Annotated in this window: 19 protein-coding genes and 1 pseudogene; 13 read left to right on the top strand and 7 right to left on the bottom strand. The window is 63.7% G+C overall.

Translation table 11 applies throughout. The features are described 5' to 3' along the window. Positions 1-70 precede the first annotated feature (70 nt). From ABQJ48_RS09830 to ABQJ48_RS09815, 4 genes are all read right to left on the bottom strand, one after another. The gene (locus ABQJ48_RS09830; protein ID WP_473094121.1) at positions 71-1,672 is read right to left on the bottom strand and encodes an efflux transporter outer membrane subunit; all 1,602 of its coding nucleotides are present in this window, start codon (positions 1,670-1,672) and stop codon (positions 71-73) included. A 159-nt stretch (positions 1,673-1,831) separates the two neighbouring features. Beyond that, a complete protein-coding gene (locus ABQJ48_RS09825) occupies positions 1,832-2,110 on the bottom strand; it encodes a hypothetical protein (protein WP_367837673.1) in 279 nt (92 codons plus the stop codon). A gap of 281 nt (positions 2,111-2,391) precedes the next feature. Beyond that, on the bottom strand, positions 2,392-2,835 hold the full coding sequence (locus tag ABQJ48_RS09820; protein ID WP_367837671.1) for a DUF4399 domain-containing protein: 444 nt from the start codon (positions 2,833-2,835) through the stop codon (positions 2,392-2,394). Between the two features lie 46 nt (positions 2,836-2,881). After that, positions 2,882-3,391 carry a DUF4399 domain-containing protein gene (locus ABQJ48_RS09815; RefSeq protein WP_473094120.1) on the bottom strand — a complete coding sequence of 170 codons (510 nt, stop codon included), beginning with the start codon at positions 3,389-3,391 and terminating at the stop codon, positions 2,882-2,884. A 384-nt stretch (positions 3,392-3,775) separates the two neighbouring features. On the opposite strand from ABQJ48_RS09815, the gene ABQJ48_RS09810 reads away from it, so the two are divergent. After that, positions 3,776-5,794, top strand: coding sequence for an SUMF1/EgtB/PvdO family nonheme iron enzyme (locus ABQJ48_RS09810; protein ID WP_367837669.1), 2,019 nt, complete (start codon positions 3,776-3,778; stop codon positions 5,792-5,794). A gap of 85 nt (positions 5,795-5,879) precedes the next feature. Here the strand turns inward: ABQJ48_RS09810 and ABQJ48_RS09805 are convergent, their stop codons facing one another. Then, the gene (locus tag ABQJ48_RS09805) at positions 5,880-8,159 is read right to left on the bottom strand and encodes a serine/threonine-protein kinase (RefSeq protein ID WP_367837667.1); all 2,280 of its coding nucleotides are present in this window, start codon (positions 8,157-8,159) and stop codon (positions 5,880-5,882) included. A 424-nt stretch (positions 8,160-8,583) separates the two neighbouring features. Here ABQJ48_RS09805 and ABQJ48_RS09800 point away from each other — a divergent pair, with 424 nt between their 5' ends. From ABQJ48_RS09800 to ABQJ48_RS09755, 10 genes and pseudogenes are all read left to right on the top strand, one after another. After that, complete coding sequence (locus ABQJ48_RS09800) at positions 8,584-8,856, top strand: hypothetical protein (protein WP_367837666.1); 273 nt, start codon at positions 8,584-8,586, stop codon at positions 8,854-8,856. An 88-nt stretch (positions 8,857-8,944) separates the two neighbouring features. Then, the gene (locus tag ABQJ48_RS09795; RefSeq protein ID WP_367837664.1) at positions 8,945-9,238 is read left to right on the top strand and encodes a hypothetical protein; all 294 of its coding nucleotides are present in this window, start codon (positions 8,945-8,947) and stop codon (positions 9,236-9,238) included. Positions 9,239-9,428: 190 nt separating this feature from the next. Next, positions 9,429-9,647 carry a hypothetical protein gene (locus ABQJ48_RS09790; protein WP_367837663.1) on the top strand — a complete coding sequence of 73 codons (219 nt, stop codon included), beginning with the start codon at positions 9,429-9,431 and terminating at the stop codon, positions 9,645-9,647. A 316-nt stretch (positions 9,648-9,963) separates the two neighbouring features. Continuing rightward, a complete protein-coding gene (locus ABQJ48_RS09785) occupies positions 9,964-10,170 on the top strand; it encodes a hypothetical protein (protein ID WP_367837662.1) in 207 nt (68 codons plus the stop codon). Between the two features lie 310 nt (positions 10,171-10,480). Beyond that, positions 10,481-10,765, top strand: coding sequence for a DUF3303 domain-containing protein (locus tag ABQJ48_RS09780; protein WP_367837661.1), 285 nt, complete (start codon positions 10,481-10,483; stop codon positions 10,763-10,765). A 57-nt stretch (positions 10,766-10,822) separates the two neighbouring features. After that, positions 10,823-12,484 carry an MFS transporter gene (locus tag ABQJ48_RS09775; protein ID WP_367837660.1) on the top strand — a complete coding sequence of 554 codons (1,662 nt, stop codon included), beginning with the start codon at positions 10,823-10,825 and terminating at the stop codon, positions 12,482-12,484. A gap of 333 nt (positions 12,485-12,817) precedes the next feature. Then, on the top strand, positions 12,818-12,973 hold the full coding sequence (locus tag ABQJ48_RS09770; RefSeq protein ID WP_367837658.1) for a DUF3309 family protein: 156 nt from the start codon (positions 12,818-12,820) through the stop codon (positions 12,971-12,973). A gap of 130 nt (positions 12,974-13,103) precedes the next feature. Further along, positions 13,104-13,904 (top strand): SDR family oxidoreductase, encoded by an 801-nt coding sequence (locus tag ABQJ48_RS09765; RefSeq protein ID WP_367837656.1) that lies wholly within the window; start codon positions 13,104-13,106, stop codon positions 13,902-13,904. Between the two features lie 461 nt (positions 13,905-14,365). Further along, positions 14,366-14,737: a hypothetical protein gene (locus ABQJ48_RS09760; RefSeq protein ID WP_367837655.1), complete on the top strand. Its 372-nt coding sequence runs from the start codon at positions 14,366-14,368 to the stop codon at positions 14,735-14,737. Positions 14,738-14,885: 148 nt separating this feature from the next. After that, positions 14,886-15,167 (top strand): annotated as a pseudogene (locus ABQJ48_RS09755) (LysR family transcriptional regulator); the annotation flags it as partial. Between the two features lie 70 nt (positions 15,168-15,237). On the opposite strand, the gene ABQJ48_RS09750 reads toward ABQJ48_RS09755, so the two are convergent. Together ABQJ48_RS09750 and ABQJ48_RS09745 are read right to left on the bottom strand one after the other, a co-directional pair. Beyond that, complete coding sequence (locus tag ABQJ48_RS09750; protein WP_367837653.1) at positions 15,238-16,557, bottom strand: ATP-binding protein; 1,320 nt, start codon at positions 16,555-16,557, stop codon at positions 15,238-15,240. Continuing rightward, complete coding sequence (locus ABQJ48_RS09745; protein WP_367837651.1) at positions 16,554-17,294, bottom strand: response regulator; 741 nt, start codon at positions 17,292-17,294, stop codon at positions 16,554-16,556. Before ABQJ48_RS09745 ends, ABQJ48_RS09750 begins: the two co-directional genes overlap by 4 nt. A gap of 242 nt (positions 17,295-17,536) precedes the next feature. Here ABQJ48_RS09745 and ABQJ48_RS09740 point away from each other — a divergent pair, with 242 nt between their 5' ends. Continuing rightward, positions 17,537-18,070 carry a thioredoxin family protein gene (locus ABQJ48_RS09740; RefSeq protein WP_367837649.1) on the top strand — a complete coding sequence of 178 codons (534 nt, stop codon included), beginning with the start codon at positions 17,537-17,539 and terminating at the stop codon, positions 18,068-18,070. Between the two features lie 47 nt (positions 18,071-18,117). After that, entirely contained in the window at positions 18,118-18,534 is a 417-nt protein-coding gene (locus ABQJ48_RS09735) for an organic hydroperoxide resistance protein (protein ID WP_367837875.1), read from the top strand. Positions 18,535-18,571 lie beyond the last annotated feature (37 nt).

Here is an 18,571-nt window from a genome sequence, read left to right as displayed (position 1 = left end):
TGCAACGCGCGGTTCGGCGCGCACTTTCTGCATGGCACGCCGATTAGCTCAGTGCTCCGTTACTTCTCGTTCAATTGGCTTTGACTTGCGTCTCTACATCCACGCTCGGCCAGCCACCGCCGAGCGCTTTATAAAGCAGCACCGTGTCGGACAAAATCAGTTGATGGTTGGCGAGCAGCGCCTGCTGCGCTTCCAGCAAGGTCCGTTCGGTTTCGAAAACTTCCAGTTGCGACACGACGCCAAGCCGCAGTTGCGACTGAATCTGATCGGCGACGATCTGCAGGCGCGACACTTGCTCTTGCAATTCCACGCGCTGCGCCTTATGCGAACTCAGATTGACGAGCGCGTTCTCCACTTCCTCGAAAGCGCCCATGACGGCCACGCGATACTGCTGCTCGGCTACTGTCGATTGCGCCTGCGTCACCTTCACGTGAGCCCGTACGCCGGGATCGAAGATCGGAATGTTGATGCTCGGCATCAAACCGAACGTAAATGATTTCAGCAGGTTGTTCAGCGCGAAACTCGCCGAGCCGCCGTGCGCGGTGAGACCAATGGTCGGTAATTGGGCGAGCTTGGCCTCGCCGACGAGGTCGTAAGCCTCCAGCACCCGGAACTCGGCCGCCACCACGTCGGGACGCCGCGCGAGCAGTTGCGCGGGCAAGCCTTCCGGGACCGGCGGCAGTTGCACGCGTTCCTGCAAATGACCTTGGGGCAACTGGAATTCGCCGGCCGGCACGCCGATCAGCGTACACAGCGCGTTGTTGGCGACTGCGCGGAAGCGGCGCAGTTCGAGCAGGTCGTTCGTCAGCCGGTTGATCTCCGCCTGCTGCCGCAGAACCTGGGTTTGCGGAATGAGGCCGCTACGGCGCTGGCCGTCATAAATGGCGAGAATCTGTTTGTTCGTGACGAGCGTTTTTTGTTGCTGATCGATCTGGTCATCGAACTGCAGAATCTGAAAGTAGGTGCTCGCGACGTTCGCCACCAGTTCGAGGTAGCCTGCGCGCCAATCGGCCTCGCTGGCATGAAATTCGGCCTTTTGCGCCTGCACGCCTTTTTCGACTTTGCCCCAGATATCGATGTCCCAGTTCACCTGCGCCGCGACGTTGTACTGCCTGGTCAAGGCCTGGCCCGTGGTCTTTTCGAAATTGGCGCCGGCGCCGAGATCCACGGTCGGCAGCGCACCCGCTTTAGCTTCGTTGATCTGCGTGCCGGCCACGTCGATGCGTGCGGCCAGTACCTTGATGTCGAAGTTGCCGCCAATCGCCTTGGCGATCAGCGTATCCAGATACGGATCGTGGAACCCTTTCCACCAGTCTGGCACGATGGTCGCGGCAGCCGACACGGGCGCGCCCTTCTGATCCGACCACGACGCTTTGGCGGGCGTGTCCGGCCGCTTGTAAGCGGGCATGCTGACATCGACGCACGCACAAAGCGACAGCGCGCATGCCGTTGCGGCGCAGACGCCGCGCCACGCGGCGCCAATGCGAGCCCGGCCGCTCGCACGCGGCGGCGCAACCGCGCGCTCACGCTGCGTCGATGTCGTGAAGAAGCCCAAGCGCTGACAGACCGGTAAATCAAGCAACGCTGACACGATAGTCTCCGATGACACCTGCTTCGCTGCACGAAAAGAACGCTGCCTTCGGACAAGACATCTCCTGCGCGGCTTCGTCATCGAAGCGGGCGGGCAGGTTGGCGTGGGGAGCGGGCGGTGACGCGACGGGTGCGTGGAAAGGACGATTGAAGGAGCTGTTTTTTTAGTAAGCGGCCGGTGCAGTGGCACCACGCGCAGGCTGTCGGGGCCGCGCGTGGTCCGCGCTGCTTAGTGCACGTCTTAATGCACGTAGATGTTGTTGCTCGATTCGATACGCGGATTCATGGTCGTCGTGATGCCCGACACGAACGCCGCGTTGTTGCCGTTGGCATTCTGAAGCGTCATCGACGTGTTGATCAGCTGGGTGGCGTCGACGGTCTTGCTATTGTTCGGCGCATACACCGGCATGAAGTTGAAGTACGACGACGACGGATAGCCGTTGCCGCCGCGCACGGCGCTCATGGCCTTGCTGTCGAGTTCGGCGGTGATGGACAGGTCTTTGATCATCAGCGTGTTCATGGTAAATCTCCTGGGAAGGGAAAAGCGCAGTACTGCGTTTGGGTTCGAGCAACTTGTCTGCTCGGATGTCAATAACGCATGGGCTGTGCCAGTCTTGCTTTCCGATCCTAAGAAATCTCCAAAAGCACCGTGTATCAAGGGCTTGGGCGGGATGCCGCCACTTCTCGCACCCCCGTAGCGTCAACACCGCGATCACGCGATGGTGGTTCGCAGCCAACATCCGCCGACAAGCTGTTGGCCGCCGCGCGACCGTAGTCGAGCGGAGCGCGCTGCGCGCCGGCTCAGCGCGCAATCACCGTGATCTTCTTCGAATACACCGGCGGATTGTGCGGTACATGCATGTCATCGCCCATCAGCAGCTGCAACGTGTGCTTGCCCGGTGGAAGCTGAATCATCGTCTCGGTTTCACCTGCACCGAAGTGCAGATGATTGCGGTCCGACGGAATTTCCTGATCGAGCGGCGGCAAGTCGGTGTCGATCAGCAGATGATGATGGCCGGTGTTCGGATACTTGACGCCTTTCGGCGCCACCCCCATGAAGCGCAAGCCGAACCAGACACGGAAGGGCTTGTTGGCGGGCACGACCTGGCCGTCGTTGGGATAGCCGATATACGCGTGCGCGCCCGCAGGGGCCGGCGTCGTGCCGGCCGCAGCCAGTCCGGGCGCGGCCCATGCCGCCAATGCAGCCAATGCCATAAGCGCCGCGACCGCGATGATCTTGTACATGAGGTCTCTCCGTGTGGGCGAAGCCGTTTCCAGCTAACCGGTCGCGCTAGTCTTTTTGCACGGTGATGGTGATCTTCTTCGAATACACAGGCGGCACGTGCGGCACATGGTTGTGATCGCCGAGAATCAGTTGCAACGTATGCTTGCCCGGTGGCAACTCGATGCGCGCGTCCGTCTCACCCGCGCCGAAGTGCAGGTGGTTGCGATCCGAGGGTATCTCCTGGTCGAGCGGCGGCAAGTCGGTGTCGATCAGCAGATGGTGATGGCCGGTGTTCGGAAACACGACACCCTTGGGGCACACGCCCATGTTGCGCAAGCCCATGCGCACCCACAGCTTGCCGCCGTGAATCACCGCACCATCCGATGGCCAGATGATGTATTCCTGCGCGCCGGGCGGCGACGCGGTCTGCTCCGCCAGCGCGGCGCGCAATGGCGCGAAGCTGCCGAGCGTCGCGAGCAGCGCCGCGCACATGGCGGCACGCAACGCATGGCGGCGGCGCGCGTGCGGCGGACGGCCTGCGTCGAAAGCACTGGGAGTAAGGGTTTTTCTTCGCATAGCGCACTCTCTCGAAGAGCGGTCGTGGCCGCCTCGACTGCGTGAAGGCGAGCCACCTGCTGCGACTGGACCTCGCAGGCGCGGATGACTAAACGGCCGCGCTATTAAAACGACTGTCCGGCGTTACTTTGTGAGACTGCGCGGCGTTACTTTGTGAATTAGCTTAGGTCGTAACTTGCCAAAAAGATACGCCACGTTCGTTCACCGTAGGAGCGCCGTCCACACGCGATGGTTGTGACGCGCAAAGCGCGTGCTATCGTTATTGACAGGTCGCAGATGGATGGTCGGTGGCATCGATGCTTCGCCGGAATTGCCTGGGCGAATGCTGCGCGCAGCGCGGTTATCGAATGCCTAAGTTCTGTCCGGTACAAACAGGATGTGAAGATGTGGCGAATATTCCTGCTGGTGTGTATGGCCGCAGCAATACAGGCGCAATGGGGCAATGCTTGCGCCGCCGCGCCGCCACGCGAACACGCGCAGTGGATGGCGCCAGACGCACTGACCGGGGCCGTTGCAACTGCCGTGAACACCGCGGCCTCGCCACTTACGCCGCTCACGCCACCGCACCATCACTCGCAGTCCCGACGTATAGCGCTCGTGATTGCCAACGGCGCATATGGCGACTCCACCGGCCCGCTCGCCCACAATGCGCCGCGCGACGCCCAAGCCATGCGCGACTCGCTTCGTGCACTCGGCTTCGAAGTCGTCACGCTCACGAACGCCTCGCCGCAAGCGATGCGGCAAGCACTCGGCGAATTCCGCGAGCGCTTGCGCTCGGGCGGAGTTGCGCTGTTCTATTTTGGCGGACACGGCATGCAGATCGGCGGGCGGACTCTGCTGATGTCTGCCGGAGTGGATGCGCGCTTGCCGGCTTCGCTGGCAAGCCGCGGTATCGAGTTGCAAAGCGTATTGCAGGCGATGCAGGCGCCGCGCGCCGGCCGGCTCAATGTCGTGATTCTCGATACCTGCCTGAACGACCCATTCCTGCACGATGCAACCGCTGACCCACCCGCCCCGCCAACCGACACGCTGATCGCCTATGCGACCGCGCCTGGCAGCTTCGCGGCGGACGGGGCGAAGCACGGGATCTATACGAACGCATTGCTGCATGCGCTGAACGGAGCAGCGCCGCATACATTGGGCAGCCTGTTCGAACATGTCGCCGCGCAAGTTCAGTTTGCGACCCGCGGCGCGCAAAGACCGTGGATTGCTGCGGCGCTTCCTCTATCGGTCGAACTGGGCGGTGCTGCTCAGCGCGAGGCCAGCGCGCGGCTCGCGCGGGCCGATGACGAGGATCCCGTCGTCATGCTGCACAGCCGAGGCATCTTGCCGAAAGACAGTAGCGAGCAATACGAAATCACCTTCTGGGAATCGATCAAGGACAGCAACTACCCGGCCGACTACGAAGCGTATCTGAAGGCGTATCCGAACGGCCGCTTCGCGACGCTCGCTCATGCGCGTATCGACCGTTTGCGGGCGGCGGCGAGCGCGACGCCTGCAGCCACACCGGCGCAGCAAACGGCTCGACCGGCTGCGCCTGCCAGCGCACCAGGCAACGCCCCGGCGCCGGAGCACGCGCGCACGGCGCCCACTCCAACGCCCGCAGCGGCACCTGCCACCACGGCACCCGCCACGCCGCCCGCTGCCGCTGTCGCACAGAAACCCCCTGCCGCGCACGGCCCCAGCGCCGGCGAAAGTCGTGACTGCGCCATCTGCCCGATCATGGTTCCGGTGCCCGCTGGTTCGTTCATGATGGGCAACGGCGCCGACGATCCTTCCGAAAAGCCGGTCCATCATGTGAGCATCGGCGCGCCGTTTGCGATCGGCAAATACGAGGTGACGGTGGAGCAATGGAACGCCTGCGTGGCGGCCAATGCATGCCAGAAGCTGACGCCCGAGAGCAACGCGAATAAGGCCGCGCCGGCGCGCGACCTGAGTTGGGACGACGCGCAGCAATACGTCAAATGGCTAAGCAAAGCCACGGGCAAACCGTACCGTCTGCCGACCGAGGCCGAATGGGAATACGCTGACCGGGCCGGCACCACGACCGCCTACTGGTGGGGCGACCAGATGCGCAAGGGCAGCGCCAATTGCAAGGACTGCGGCGAGCCGTGGCACAAGGAAGGACCGGAGCCGGTCGGATCGTTCACGCCCAATCCGCTCGGCCTGTACGACATGAACGGCAGCGTCTGGGAGTGGACCGCCGACTGCTGGCACAACAACTACCAGGGGGCGCCCGTGGACGGTCACGCGTGGGACAGCCCCGGCTGCGACATGCGCGTGATCCGCGGCGGCTCATGGCGCGAAGGCAGCGGCTACATGCTCACCGCAACGCGCTTCAAGTACAGCGCGGGCGTGCGTCAGTCGCAGGATGGCTTTCGGGTCGTCAAAGAGCTCAAGTGACGCATGCGTACCGTACCGCGGCTTCGAAAACGATGCCTGGCGGTGCGATGAAGCAAGGTCGCATCGTTGGCTGCCTTCACGGCGCTCAGGGCGTGCGAGGCTTGGTCGTGATGGGTGCGAAGTCGGCGACCGTGCGATCCTGGCCGTATTTACCGCCAATTTGAGTGAGCCGCGTATCGAGCGCACGCAGATAATCAGCGCGCGGTTCGGCTTCCGGACGCGGCTTGTCGAATAGCGGCGCCGGCGTAATCAGCAGGACTACCATCTCCGCGCCGAACGGCTTCGAAATGATCCAGTCGCCAGCGCTGCCGATCGTGGCCGTGTAGTGCGGCGGCGCCTGATTGTCCTTCGCGCGCGGGCTCGGCACCATATGCACGACGCTGCCATCGAGCTGATAGTAGTCGACATTCACATACGAGTCGAAGCCCGGCGTAGTCACGTCCACCACCAGCGGCTCGCCCTCGCGCAACTGACCGCCGGCCGGCCGCACATGCACAGCCGCAGTACGCCCCGCTTGCCAGTTGCGAATCCAGTACGGCGCGAGCGTCTTGACCACCTCGCATTTGTCGTCGGCGAGCGGCTGGGCTTCGAGCGTCAGCGTATCGACGCCGGGCAACGACGCCAACGTGTCCTTCAGATGCGCCGCGCCATAGCGCTGTGAAATGAAACCCCGCACCGTTAGCGCGTGGTCCTGCACGTTGGCCGATAGTGCGGAGCATGGCACTTGCGCCAACATGGGCGCAATCGCGGCGAGGCTCAGCGCGGGCTTGGGCGCGGGCGCTAATGGCGTGGGCGCTGACGGAGTGGGCGATGTGGCGAGCGCGGTCGGCGGCGAGCTCGCAGCCGCTGTCGCGCTCGTCTCGGCAGGCGCTGAGCCTTGAGTCACGGAGGCCGCCGAGGTTGGCGCAACCCCTGGCGCAACGGATGCCGCCACGGTCGGCGCAACGCCTGGCGTAACGGCCACCGCCGAACCCGCATCCGCCGCGACGCTCGCCCGAGTCGCCCGATCCGCCAGCGCCCGCGACGCCGCCATATCCGTCGGCAGAGTGCCCTGCCGCCCCGGCCCCGAGCGCAACGCGAACACGCCGACCGCCGCCGCGCACACCACGGCCAAACTGGCCAGCCCCGCCTTCGCCAGCGCGCCCGACTTCTCCGCGCGGGCTTCGTTGTCGAACTCCGCGAGAAAGCGCACCACGCTCGGCATGCGCACGTTGCGATCGAACGACAACGCCGCGCGCAACGCGCGCCATTGTCGCGAATCGAGGTTGGGGGGCCGCTGTAACTTGAAGTCGGCGTTGCGGGCCTGGGTCGCCGAGAGCCGATCGAAAGGATGGTGGCCGGTCAGCAACTCGTAGGTGATGCAGCCGAGCGCATAGATATCGTCGCGCGGGTCCGGCTCGCGATGCTCGATCATCTCCGGGCTTGCATAGGCAGGCGTCAACGCGCCAAGGCTCCCCGGATCGAACACCGTCGCGTCGCTCTCTTCCTCGGGCCGCTGAAACACGCGCGCAATGCCGAAGTCGATCACCTTGACTTCGGCGCTGGTGGTCAGAAACACGTTGGCGGGCTTGAAGTCGCAATGGACGAAGCCGCGCTCGTGCGCATAAGCGAGCGCCGCGCACATGCCGCGCACGATCGGCAGCGCCGCACGCACCGGCATGCCCTGATAGCCCGGCGTGCGCAGCAACTGGCTGAGCGGCTTGCCGCTCAGATACTCCATGGTCAGATAGACGATCGGTCCGTCGCGGTCGAAGTCGTACACCGTGATGATGTTGCGGTGCGCGAGCACCTGCGCCTTGCGCGCTTCGCGCTGCAATGCGACGAGCGAATTGGGATTGCCGCGAAACTGGACGTTGAGCACCTTGATCGCGAGATACGGCTTGCGATCCGATGCTTCGAGCTTGCGCAGATCGAGTGCCTTGTACACGGTGCCCATACCGCCGACGCCGAGACATTCCTCTAGCACGAAACGGTTGTTCAGCGTGTCGCCGGTGCCTTTGATCGGGTCGTGCGCCATGGCACCCGGTGCGTTGGCGGTATTGCGTGCGTCGCCCGGATGGCTCCCGCTGCTCGCAGCGCCCCCACTCGCTGGACGCGCCGACGGAATCTCCACCGATGTCTGAATGCCCGTTTCGTCGCCCCCCGCCGCGACGTTCGACACGCGCAACTGCTCGATACGCCGCCGCACTTCCACGTATAGATCCTCGGGCAACGGCGCGTGACGATGCGCCGCGCCGAGCATCTCCAGCAGCTGCGTGGGACCGAGCCCTCCGGTCGTCAACGTGCTGTCGAGTCGAGCGACGAACTCGTCACGGGACAGCTCGCCGGTCTGATAGTCGTGAATCACACGCGCAAGGCTAGCCATTTGTGCGAAGCGCCGCCGCTGCCGTTGGGCCGGATCGCATGCGACCGAAGCCACGCGGGCTGATAGAAAACCTGTCGTAACCGGTTACATGTGCCGCTTCGATACTAGTCCCCGGCCCGCGCTTTCGCAAACCAGGATCGGCCCGTGCCGCGCCGGGCGGGCGCCGCCTGCCGGTGTCGCACGGCATCCGACAGCAAACGGCCGGGTGTCGGACCGGCGCCACCGCTTTTCGAGCGACCCCGCATGCCGCCGCGTTCTCTCCGCTCGCTCGATGCAAGCCGCAGGCCTTACGCAGTGGGGATTCGTCAACTTTATCAGGAATCTTGAATAAAACTGGCACAGCCCGTGCGTTAGTGACACCCGAGCAGACAAATTGCTCGAACCCAGTCGCAGGACCGCGATCATTCTTTCCAAGAGACTTACCATGAAGACGCTGACCATCAAAGACCTGTCCATTACCGAAGAACTCGACAGCAAGGCCATGAGCGCCGTGCGCGGCGGCTCCGGCCCGTCGGTCTCGTACTACAGCTTCAGCCCGGTCTATGCGCCGAACAACAGCAAGAAGATCGATGCGACGCAACTGATCAGCAACGAACTGAACCTGCAAAACGCCAACGGCAACAACGTTGCGTTCGCGGCCGGCATCACCTCGACGGTCGATCCGTACGTCCAGTCCAGCAACAACATCCACGCGTAACCTGCGACGAGGCGAAGCGTCCGTATTCGCGGAGCGCTTCGCCTCGCGCCGACCACGCCCATCTCTCGCGCAACTTTGGAGAATCACCATGTCATCCCTCATGATTCGCGATCTGCCCAGCGCCCGCGAACTCGACCGCCGCGCGATGTGCGCGGTGGTCGGCGGCACCGGCAGCAGTGTGCCCAGCCTTCAATCGGCGACCGGCCTCGGCGCTCTCGCCAACGTCAACGTCAATGTGAACATCAACCAGGAGTTGAACCAGATGCAGTACGTGAGCGTCTCCGCGCTCAACGGCAACGGCATGATCGGCGCCAACGTTCTGCCGCCGCTGCATCTGGACGTAAGCCCGGTCCTCAAGGGCACCAACAACGCGGCGGTGTGACAACCGGCAGCAGCGCGGGAACGGGGTACCCGACTGGCGCCAGGTCATCGCGGCTACGCGAGCCGCGCAACCCGCAAGCGGATTTCCTATACTCATAGTGCGACGAGACCACCGAATGCAAAACGACACACTCGAGCGGCGGCCGGACCATGACGATGGCCGGCCGCCCGACTTCATTTCTGGAGCCGCCATGGCAAAGCTCATCATCAAGGACCTGGCCGACAGCGTGGAACTCGACCGCGAGGCGATGGCCGCGATCGTCGGCGGGGCGCGCGTCGGTGTGCGCTCTACCAGCGCCGCGCCTCTGGTGCCGGCCTCGACGCGCATCGTCGAATATCCGCCCGGCTTTCCCACCGCACATCATGCGATTGCCAAGGCGGCCATGCCGCGCAATCGGCAACGCGGCTAGCACCGCATCGGGTTGGTCATGGCAGCGGCACGCGTGATCCACGCGTGCCGTTTGCGTTTGCGTTTGCGTCGTCAGAAGCTGCGTGGCGATCCAACCATTTGAGCGCGATGCGTCGGGACCCAGCCAACAGACCGGCGTGGCTTCGCATCGAGCGCGCGCCGTGCCGCACCCGTGTGCGGCGCACATCCTTGTCTGGCCTCGCGTTGCCGAAACCGGCGCAGTTGCGGCGCGAGCCGCGCCCGCAATGGCATAGGCCTTGCAGAAATACGGCTGAGCATCGCACCCTGCTCGCCCGACCATTTCAAGGAGTATCGCCATGAAAGCCACTGTCGTTATCAAAGATTTGCCCCGTCGCGCGCATAGCCCCCACGACGAAGTCACGCTCACCGCAGAACAGATGAAGACGCTGCGCGGCGGCCGTTCGGTAGTCGTCACCGTGGACAACGGCTCGACGGCCCACGTCGACGATTGGGACATCAACACCGCAATCTTCGAAGGCCGCATCAAAGGCACCTATTTGTAGGACGTGCGAGAGGTCCGCAATTAAAAACGCCGGTACCCGATCACATACATGTGCCCAGGGTGCCGGTGCCATTACCTGGTCAATGTCCGCTCGCGGCGACGCTGCCCTCGTCGCGCTCACCTATGATGCTTATGACGCCACGTGGTTTCTTGCGTGCGGTCCGGCAGCAGCCCACGCGATACCTCGCTATCCGGACAGCCCGATGGCGTAGCAGTTGCTCGCGGCACCCGGCAGTCGACGCGCCGCGCAACACCGGCGAGATTGCGGCACGCCACGAGCCGGCATCGCCGATCCATGCTGGAGACACGCCATGAAATTCATCGTGCAATGGAAAGGTCTGCCCACCGCGGAAAATGCGGTAATCGAACGCTTCATGAAATCCGGCGCCCCGTTGCCAGACGGCGTTCAGTTGCTAGGACGATGGCACGCCATCGGCGGACTGCGAGGCGTGTCGATCATCGAGACGGACGACACCAGCAAACTCGCGGCACTATCGCTCGCATGGGGCGACCTGCTGACGATGCGCATCTTCCCGGCGCTCACCGACGAGGAGTTGGGCGCCGCACTCGGCGCACACCAGGCGGGCCGCCAGTGAGCGCGGCCGCGCCGCTCGCCGATCAGCCCGATCACTCGAACTGACCACCGTCCTGTCATGCCCGCCCGGTTCACCGCGCTTCATTCCCCCGCGCCCAGGGGCCAACGGCTGCCGTTCCGCGAATCGCTGCTGGCGATGCTCGGCATCGCCTTCGTCGCGATGCTGGTGGCGCTGGATCAAACCATCGTCGGCACCGCGTTGCCGCGCATCGTCGCCGATCTGCGGGGCTTCGATCTGTATGCGTGGGTGGCGACCGCGTACATGCTCGCCTCCGTCATCACGATTCCGATCTTCGGGCGCCTGGGTGACCTGTTCGGCCGCAAGCCGTTTTTGATCGCGGCCATCCTGCTGTTCAGCGGTGCGTCGGTATTGTGCGGGCTTGCCGGCAGCATGCTCGCGCTGGTGATTGCGCGCGGTCTGCAGGGCATCGGCGGCGGCATTCTGATCGGCACGGTCTTCGCCACCGTCGCCGACCTGTTTCCGAATCCGAAGCTGCGGCTGCGCTGGCTGGTGTTCGTCACATCGTCGTTCGGCTTGGCCAACATGGTGGGCCCGACGCTCGGCGGCCTCTTGACGCAATACGGCGGCTGGCGGCTGGTGTTCTTCGTCAACGTGCCCATCGGTGTGGTGTCGCTGCTATTCGTGCTGCGCTATTTGCCGCCGCTGCGCGAGCTGCGGCGCAAGGGTCCGGTGCGGCTCGACTGGCTCGGCGCGCTCGTGCTGGCGGTCACGTTCGGCGCGGTGCAGGTGTTGATCGAAGAACTTCCGAGGCGCGGCGTCGACGGCACGACCATCGCGCTGGCCATCCTCACGGCAACTTGCACGTCGATCCTCTGGCTGTGGGAGCGGCGTGTCGGCGATCCGATCGTGCCAGTCGATATGCTGCTTGACCGCAAGCTATGCGCGCTGTTCGCCATGTCGGTGCTGGGCGGTTTCGCGCTCTTTTCGCTGGTGTTCTATGTGCCGCTGCTGTTTCAGGGCGGCTACGCGATGTCGGCACACGACTCGGGCATGCTGATCACGCCGCTGCTGCTCGGCACGACCGTTGGCAGCGTGCTGAACAATCGCATCGTCACGCGCATCCGGCGCGCGAACGCGATCATGTACGCGGGCTTTGCGCTGTGCGCGCTCGCCTGTCTCGGTGTGGTGGTGCTGCGGGGCACGGAACCGCATCTGGTCTGGATGTCGTGCATGGGCATAAGCGGCCTCGGACTCGGTCTGGTCGCCACCAGCCTGACCGTGTGCTCGCAGCAGATCGCCGCACACGGCAACGTCGGCGCGGCCACGGCATTGCTGCAATCGCTGCGCACGTTCGGCGGCATGCTCGGCACGGTGATGACCGGCGCGCTGCTCGGCCACCTCTACTCGCGCGGCGTGCATCGCTCGCTCGATTCGTACCAGGCGACGCAGTGGTTCAAATCGTTCGCGAGTCCCGAACTGCTCGTGGACCGCGCCGAACAGGCCGCACTGATCAATCGTCTGGTAAGCACCGGCCACGCGGGCGACGCGATGATGCACTCGGCGCGCGAAGCGCTCGTGCAGTCGATTCATATCGGCATTCTCGTCGCGGGCGGCGCCGCGCTGCTCGGGCTGTGCCTTGCCTGGTTCGTGCCGCCGGTGCGAGTCGGCCCGATGGAAACCGACGCGGACGTGGACGCACAGCCGCCCTCGCAGCCGCTCCCGCCCCCCGCCAGGCGCTCTGAGCGGCGCGCGGGATAGGTGCCGATGTCCCTGTTGCTTGCTGTATCAGTCGATATCTAATGCCGTTGTATATCGACCGATACAAAACTTCGACGCCTACGCACGAAGCGCATGAAGCCGCGGCGCTTGCGATCGCTTTTATCGCGGACTTCGTGGTATCGCGTTTCGGCACGGCGCGCCGCCTGTCTGCGTGAGCGGGATGGACGACGGGTTCGAGCGCTTGCGCATTCGACACCGCGCGCCAGGCATGCCGTTTGCTTGATAGAGTCAGCGGTACTGCTTTCAGCGCGATGCCGCCACAAGCGGCGTGGTTGGAAGCAGATCCTTGTCAACCAGACGGAGGTCATCAATATGTTGGGAACTATTCTTCTGATCGTGCTGGTTCTTCTGCTCATCGGCGCATTTCCGACCTGGCCGCACAGCCGCGCTTGGGGCTACGGTCCAACCGGCGGGCTCGGCGTTGTCCTGATCGTGGTGATCGTGCTGCTCATCGCCGGCGTCATCTAGCCAGCGCGAGCCGATCGCTAGCCAGGCTCAACTCAGTGCAGCCGCCGGCCCCCATGCAATGCGCCGCATGGGAGCCGGCGGCGCCGTCGCATTAGGACCCCCGACGCACCCTGTCACGCCGGAGCATCCAATGGAAAAGTTACTCGCCAACCAGGTCGCGTTGATCACTGGCGCCAATTCGGGCATTGGCCATGGCGTCGCAAGATCGCTGGCGCAAGCGGGCGCGGCCGTGGTGCTGAATTATCATTCGCATTCCGAAGGAGCCGAGCAGCTCGCCAGCGATATCGAGCAAGCGGGCGGCGCAGCGTTCGCGCATCGAGCGGACGTGTCCGATCCCGCACAGGTCGACGCGATGTTCGCTGCGTGCCGTGCGCGTTTCGGCAGTGTCGATATCGTGGTGGCGAATGCGGGCTTGCAGAAAGACAGCGCGTTCGCGGAAATGACGCTGCACGATTGGCAAACCGTGCTGTCGACCAATCTGACTGGCCAGTTCCTGACGAGCCAGGCAGCCGTCAAGGAATTCCGCCGACGCGGACCCAGCCCCGGGTCCAAAGCGTTGGGCAAGATCATTTGTATGAGCTCCGTTCACGAAGTGATTCCGTGGGCTGGACACGTCAATTACGCGGCTTCGAAGGGCGGCATCCAAATGTTCATGAAATCGCTCGCGCAGGAAGTCGCGCCCGAGCGCATTCGTGTGAACTCCATAGCGCCCGGTGCGATCCGCACGCCGATCAATGAGAGCGCGTGGGACACGCCCGACGCGCTCGCCAAACTATTGCTGTTGATTCCATATGGCCGCGTGGGCGACGTGGAGGACATCGGCAAGGCCGCCGTTTGGCTCGCTTCGGATGAAAGCGACTACGTGGTCGGCACGACCTTGTTCGTCGACGGCGGGATGACCTTGTATCCGTGCTTTGCCGATAACGGTTAGCGATGCGTCGTGCGGCCCGCTGCCTGCCTCACCCACATCTTGCGGCGTCACTTGAGTCAGGTCGGGCACGGTGCATGCTGAATCACCATCGTATTCAAACTTCGATACGAAAGGAGGTCACATCATGCCTTACCTACTCGGCTGGTTGCTTGGCGTACCGTTGATCGTACTCGTCATCCTTTATCTGATCTTTCACTAACCCACGCGCCGCAGGCGCATGCCGTCGATGCGACGGTCCCTCTATTGCGATGTAGTTCGATCAACGGCTGGATGAAAGGCGATGCCCACGTTTGCGGCGTCGCCTTTCGCATGTCTGCACCGGTTCACGCAGGCTTGGCGCTACCCGTTGGCAGACGCGCGTTTCTGCTTGCACTGCGCAAAATAGCGCGTAAAACTAGTTCACCAGTCCGCAAAATGCCATTTCTGCACACGTGCGCCGCGCGCACGAGGAAGGAGGGATTATGGCAAACACCGAGTACACACTGTCGCACCAGGACGTGGTGAAGGCCATCATCATTGATCAGGATATTCACGAGGGTTTCTGGACGCTCAACGTCAATTTCGACGTCGCGGCGAGCCACGGTCCCCGCGTGCCGGACCCCGGCTTTACTGTGACGATCAAAGGCATCGGCATCATGCGCGCGCCGCCAACCGATCCGTTTGCGATCGACGCCGCGCTCGTCAATCCCAATTCGCCTCGACCTGTGGAAGGAACTGTGCACATCACGTCGGCGGTCAACGGCGCGCATGGCAACGGCATGCAGTTTTGTCGCGACGTGTATCGCAATGTCGCAGTACAGAGTCCGATCAAAACGCCGATTAAAAGAGGTTGAGCGGACCAAGGCCTCGGCGGCTTGCAGTTCTCACCGTAGCGAAGGGCAAGTGCAATAACCTTCTCTGCGCGTGCCTTTCACCGCATATTGATCTCGTCCGGCATAGCTGTTTTCCTAAGTAAACTCGGATAGCGACCCGGCGCAACGACTCGGCACGTTGAAACGGGTCGTCACTGCAGGCAACTTCATGACGCTGATCGGCGAGATCGCCGCATACCGTGAACTGGCGAGCGGCGAACTGACTATAGTGCCGATCGCGCATCCGCTGTTCGAAGGCGCGCAGGCACGCGTACGGGTCAAAGCCGACAGGCCGCTCGCGCCCGGTCCGCTCGAATTGCTCAAATGGATCGAGCAGCGTATGCCGATGTTCGCGGCGCCGCAGGCGAATGAACGAAGCAAGCGCAAGACGCGTCAACGAAGTCGAGGCTGAGCCAGAAGATGGCGCAGCAGGCGCGATGCGGTCGCGCCGCATGGCGAGCGGCAGGAAGTCGAGGCGTTCTCTAACTCAGGTTTCTAAGCGTCAACCTGGCTTCAAGCCCGCCACTCACCCGGTTATGCAGCGTCAGCGTTGCGTCCATTGCAAGCGCGAGTTGCCGTGCGATAGCGAGACCCAGCCCCGTTCCGCCCGTGTGGCGATTGCGCGATGTTTCCAGCCGCGCGAACGGCTCGAACACTGCTTCGAGCGACTCATCCGGTATGCCGGGGCCGCGGTCGAACACGCTCACCGTGGTCTGTCCGTCGTGCAGCTCGGCGATGCTGATCTGCGCCGACCCGCCGAACTTCAACGCGTTGTCGACGAGGTTACCCACGATGCGGCGCAACGCCTGCGGGCGCGTCGTCAGCGACGTGCCGAAGCGGCCATGCAGGGACACGGGCTGGCCCGCGTCGACGTAGTCGCAAACGAGGCTGTCGAACAGCGCGTCGGGGTCGATCCGGCATGGCATCTCGGTGGTGCCGTGCATCGTGCGCGCGTACGTCACGCCCTCTTTGACCAGCGCCTGCATCTCGTGCAGATCCTGTCTGAGCTTGACAGCTTGCGGCTCGTCGTCCATCACGTCGATGCGCAAGCGCATGCGCGTGATCGGCGTTTGCAAGTCGTGCGAAATCGCCGCCAGGATCTGCATGCGCTCGGTCATATAGGTGGCGATGCGGTCCTGCATCGCATTGAAGGCACGCGCCGCGCGCGCGACTTCCGACGGTCCGCCTTCAGGCAGCCGGTTCGCCTTCAGGTCAGGACCCAGCGCATCGGCCGCCACTGCCAGCTGATGCAGCGGACGCGTCGCGAGCCGCACCGCCAGCCAGCAGCAGCCGGCGAGCACGATCAGTTGCAGCAGCAGCACGAGCGGCAGCCAGCGCGACAGCGGCGCACCCGACATCGGCCGCAGGTCGATGGTCAGCGGCGTGCCGTCGCTCAATCGCAGATGAACCTGCAGGCGTTCGCGCTCGCCAGGGACTGCGTTCACCGTCAACGGATAGCGCGTGCCGATGCCGTCGCCGATGGATTGCGCCACGCGCGCCGACAGACCTGCATCGACCGGCGCGCCGGCAACGCCCGGCCCAAGAATGAACTCATAGCTGCGCCGCGCGAGACGCGGCAGCCACTGCGCGCGCTCGTCGGCCGGCAAGTGATCGAGCAGTGCTACCGAACTCGCGACCTCGCGTTCTATATAGCCCATCATGACGTGCGTCATCGTCTGGTCGCGCTCGGTCATCGTGAGCCAGAACGATAGCGTCTGCGCCAGTGCGAGTCCTACGAACAGAATCACCGCGAGGCGCGCGAACAACGAGCGCGGCCAATGCAGCCACGCGCGCGCGTTCATTGCGGGTCCCCCACGGCGTTCACGGCGGCGGAAAACACATAGCCCTCGCTGCGCAGCGTCTTGATGTAGCGCGGCTCGCGCGCGACATCGCGCAAGCGCTGGCGCAGGCGGCTCACCATCAGGTCGATGGAGCGGTCGAACTGATCCGCCTGGCGCCCCTGGGTCAGGTTGAGCAATTGATCGCGCGTCAGCACCCGCTGCGGATGATCCAAAAACACGCGCAGCAAACGGTACTCGGCGCCGCTCAGCGCGACCATCGTGCCCTCCGCGTCCAGCAGATGGCGCGCGGTGGTGTCGAGCCGCCAATCGCCGAATTCCAGCATTTGCACAGATTCCGTCACCTGCATGCCCGGCGGCAGCATGCGCGCGCGGCGCAGCACCGAGCGAATCCTCGCGAGCAATTCGCGCGCGGCAAACGGTTTGGTCAGATAGTCGTCGGCGCCCATTTCCAGGCCGAGAATCCGGTCCGCTTCTTCATCGCGGGCCGTGAGCATGAGGATGGGCACCGCGCGGAATTTGCCGGCACGCAATTCGCGGCACAACACCAGTCCGTCTTCGTCAGGCAGCATCAGATCCAGCACGATCAGATCGGGCGCGCCCTGGTCCAACGCGGCGCGCATCTGACGGCCGTTGGCGGCGAGCGAAACGCGGATGCCGTTCTTCTCGAGGTAGCCGGCGAGCAATTCGCGAATGCCGCGGTCGTCGTCGACGATCAGTACGTGATCGGTAGTGTCCATCTTGGCGTTGTCTCTCGTGATCTTTCATTCGCGCCCGGCTCGTATGAAGCGGCGAATCGTCCCGCGCATGCACCATTGTCACGGCATGGCTGCTTTATAGCCTGGCTTGTACGGCGAATTGTGTCGCAGTGTATCCCGGCCTGCCGCAGACACAAAACATTGCAAGCGCACGCCATTGCCGACATATGCCGGATACGCACGGGCGTTCCAATAGGCCATACCAGCCAACCGAAGGACTTGACATGCTCTCCCCACTCAAGACACTCGCTATAGCCGTAACTTTTGCCGCCGGGGCGGCTACAGGCACCGCCGCTCTCGGCGCACCGTTGAAGGACGGGCCGCCCGCCCCGGAATTCACCGGTATTTCAACATGGCTGAACAGCGATCCGATCACGCTTGCGCAATTACGAGGCAAGGTTGTACTGGTCGACTTCTGGACATACACCTGTATTAATTGCATCAATACGCTGCCGTACGTGAAGACGTGGAATCAGAAATACAAGGATCGAGGCCTGGCGGTGATCGGGGTGCACACGCCCGAATATCCGTTCGAGCGCGATACCGACAACGTCAAGACCGCGATCAAGCGCTTCGGTATCACTTATCCCGTGGCGCAGGACAACCAGTACGCGACGTGGAGCGCTTACAACAACCAGTACTGGCCGGCGTTTTATCTGCTCGACAAGAAAGGCAAGGTGGCTTACACGCACTTCGGCGAAGGCGACTATGCGCAAACGGAAGCCGCGATTCAGGCTTTGCTCGCCCAAAAGGATTGATGCTGGCTCTTTGCTGTGATGTCGGGACGGGCCCCAGGCGATGCGTGCTGACCGGACTCGATAAAGTGTTGTACACCGGCAAGACTCACACCACCGGCGGCCGCGATGGAGCGTCGCGCAGCTCCGATGGCCGGCTCGACGTGAAACTCTCGCCGCCCGCCAGTGCCGCCGGCGGTACGAATCCGGAGCAAATGCTGGCTGCGGGCTGGTCGGCCTGCTTCATCGGCGCGATGGGGCTCGCTGCCAGGAAGATGGAAGTCGCGCTGCCGCATGACACGTCCGTCGATGCGGAGATCGATCTCGCGATGAGCGGTGACGCCTATTTTCTGCGGGCGCGTCTGAACGTCAATCTGCCGGGTGCCAATCGCGAAGTCACAGAGGCGCTGGCCGAGATGGCGCACCAGACCTGCCCCTACTCGAAAGCGACGCGCGGCAATATCGACGTTGTGATCACGGTCGTCTAAAAGCAGTGGCGCGCTGCTCCAGTGCGGCGCGCAAAAA

It is taken from the genome of Paraburkholderia suaedae (assembly GCF_040812055.1).
In the GTDB taxonomy this organism is placed as follows: Bacteria; Pseudomonadota; Gammaproteobacteria; order Burkholderiales; family Burkholderiaceae; genus Paraburkholderia.
The sequence above is the reverse complement of the archived record's forward strand: the minus strand, read 5'-3'. Positions and strand labels throughout refer to the sequence as shown.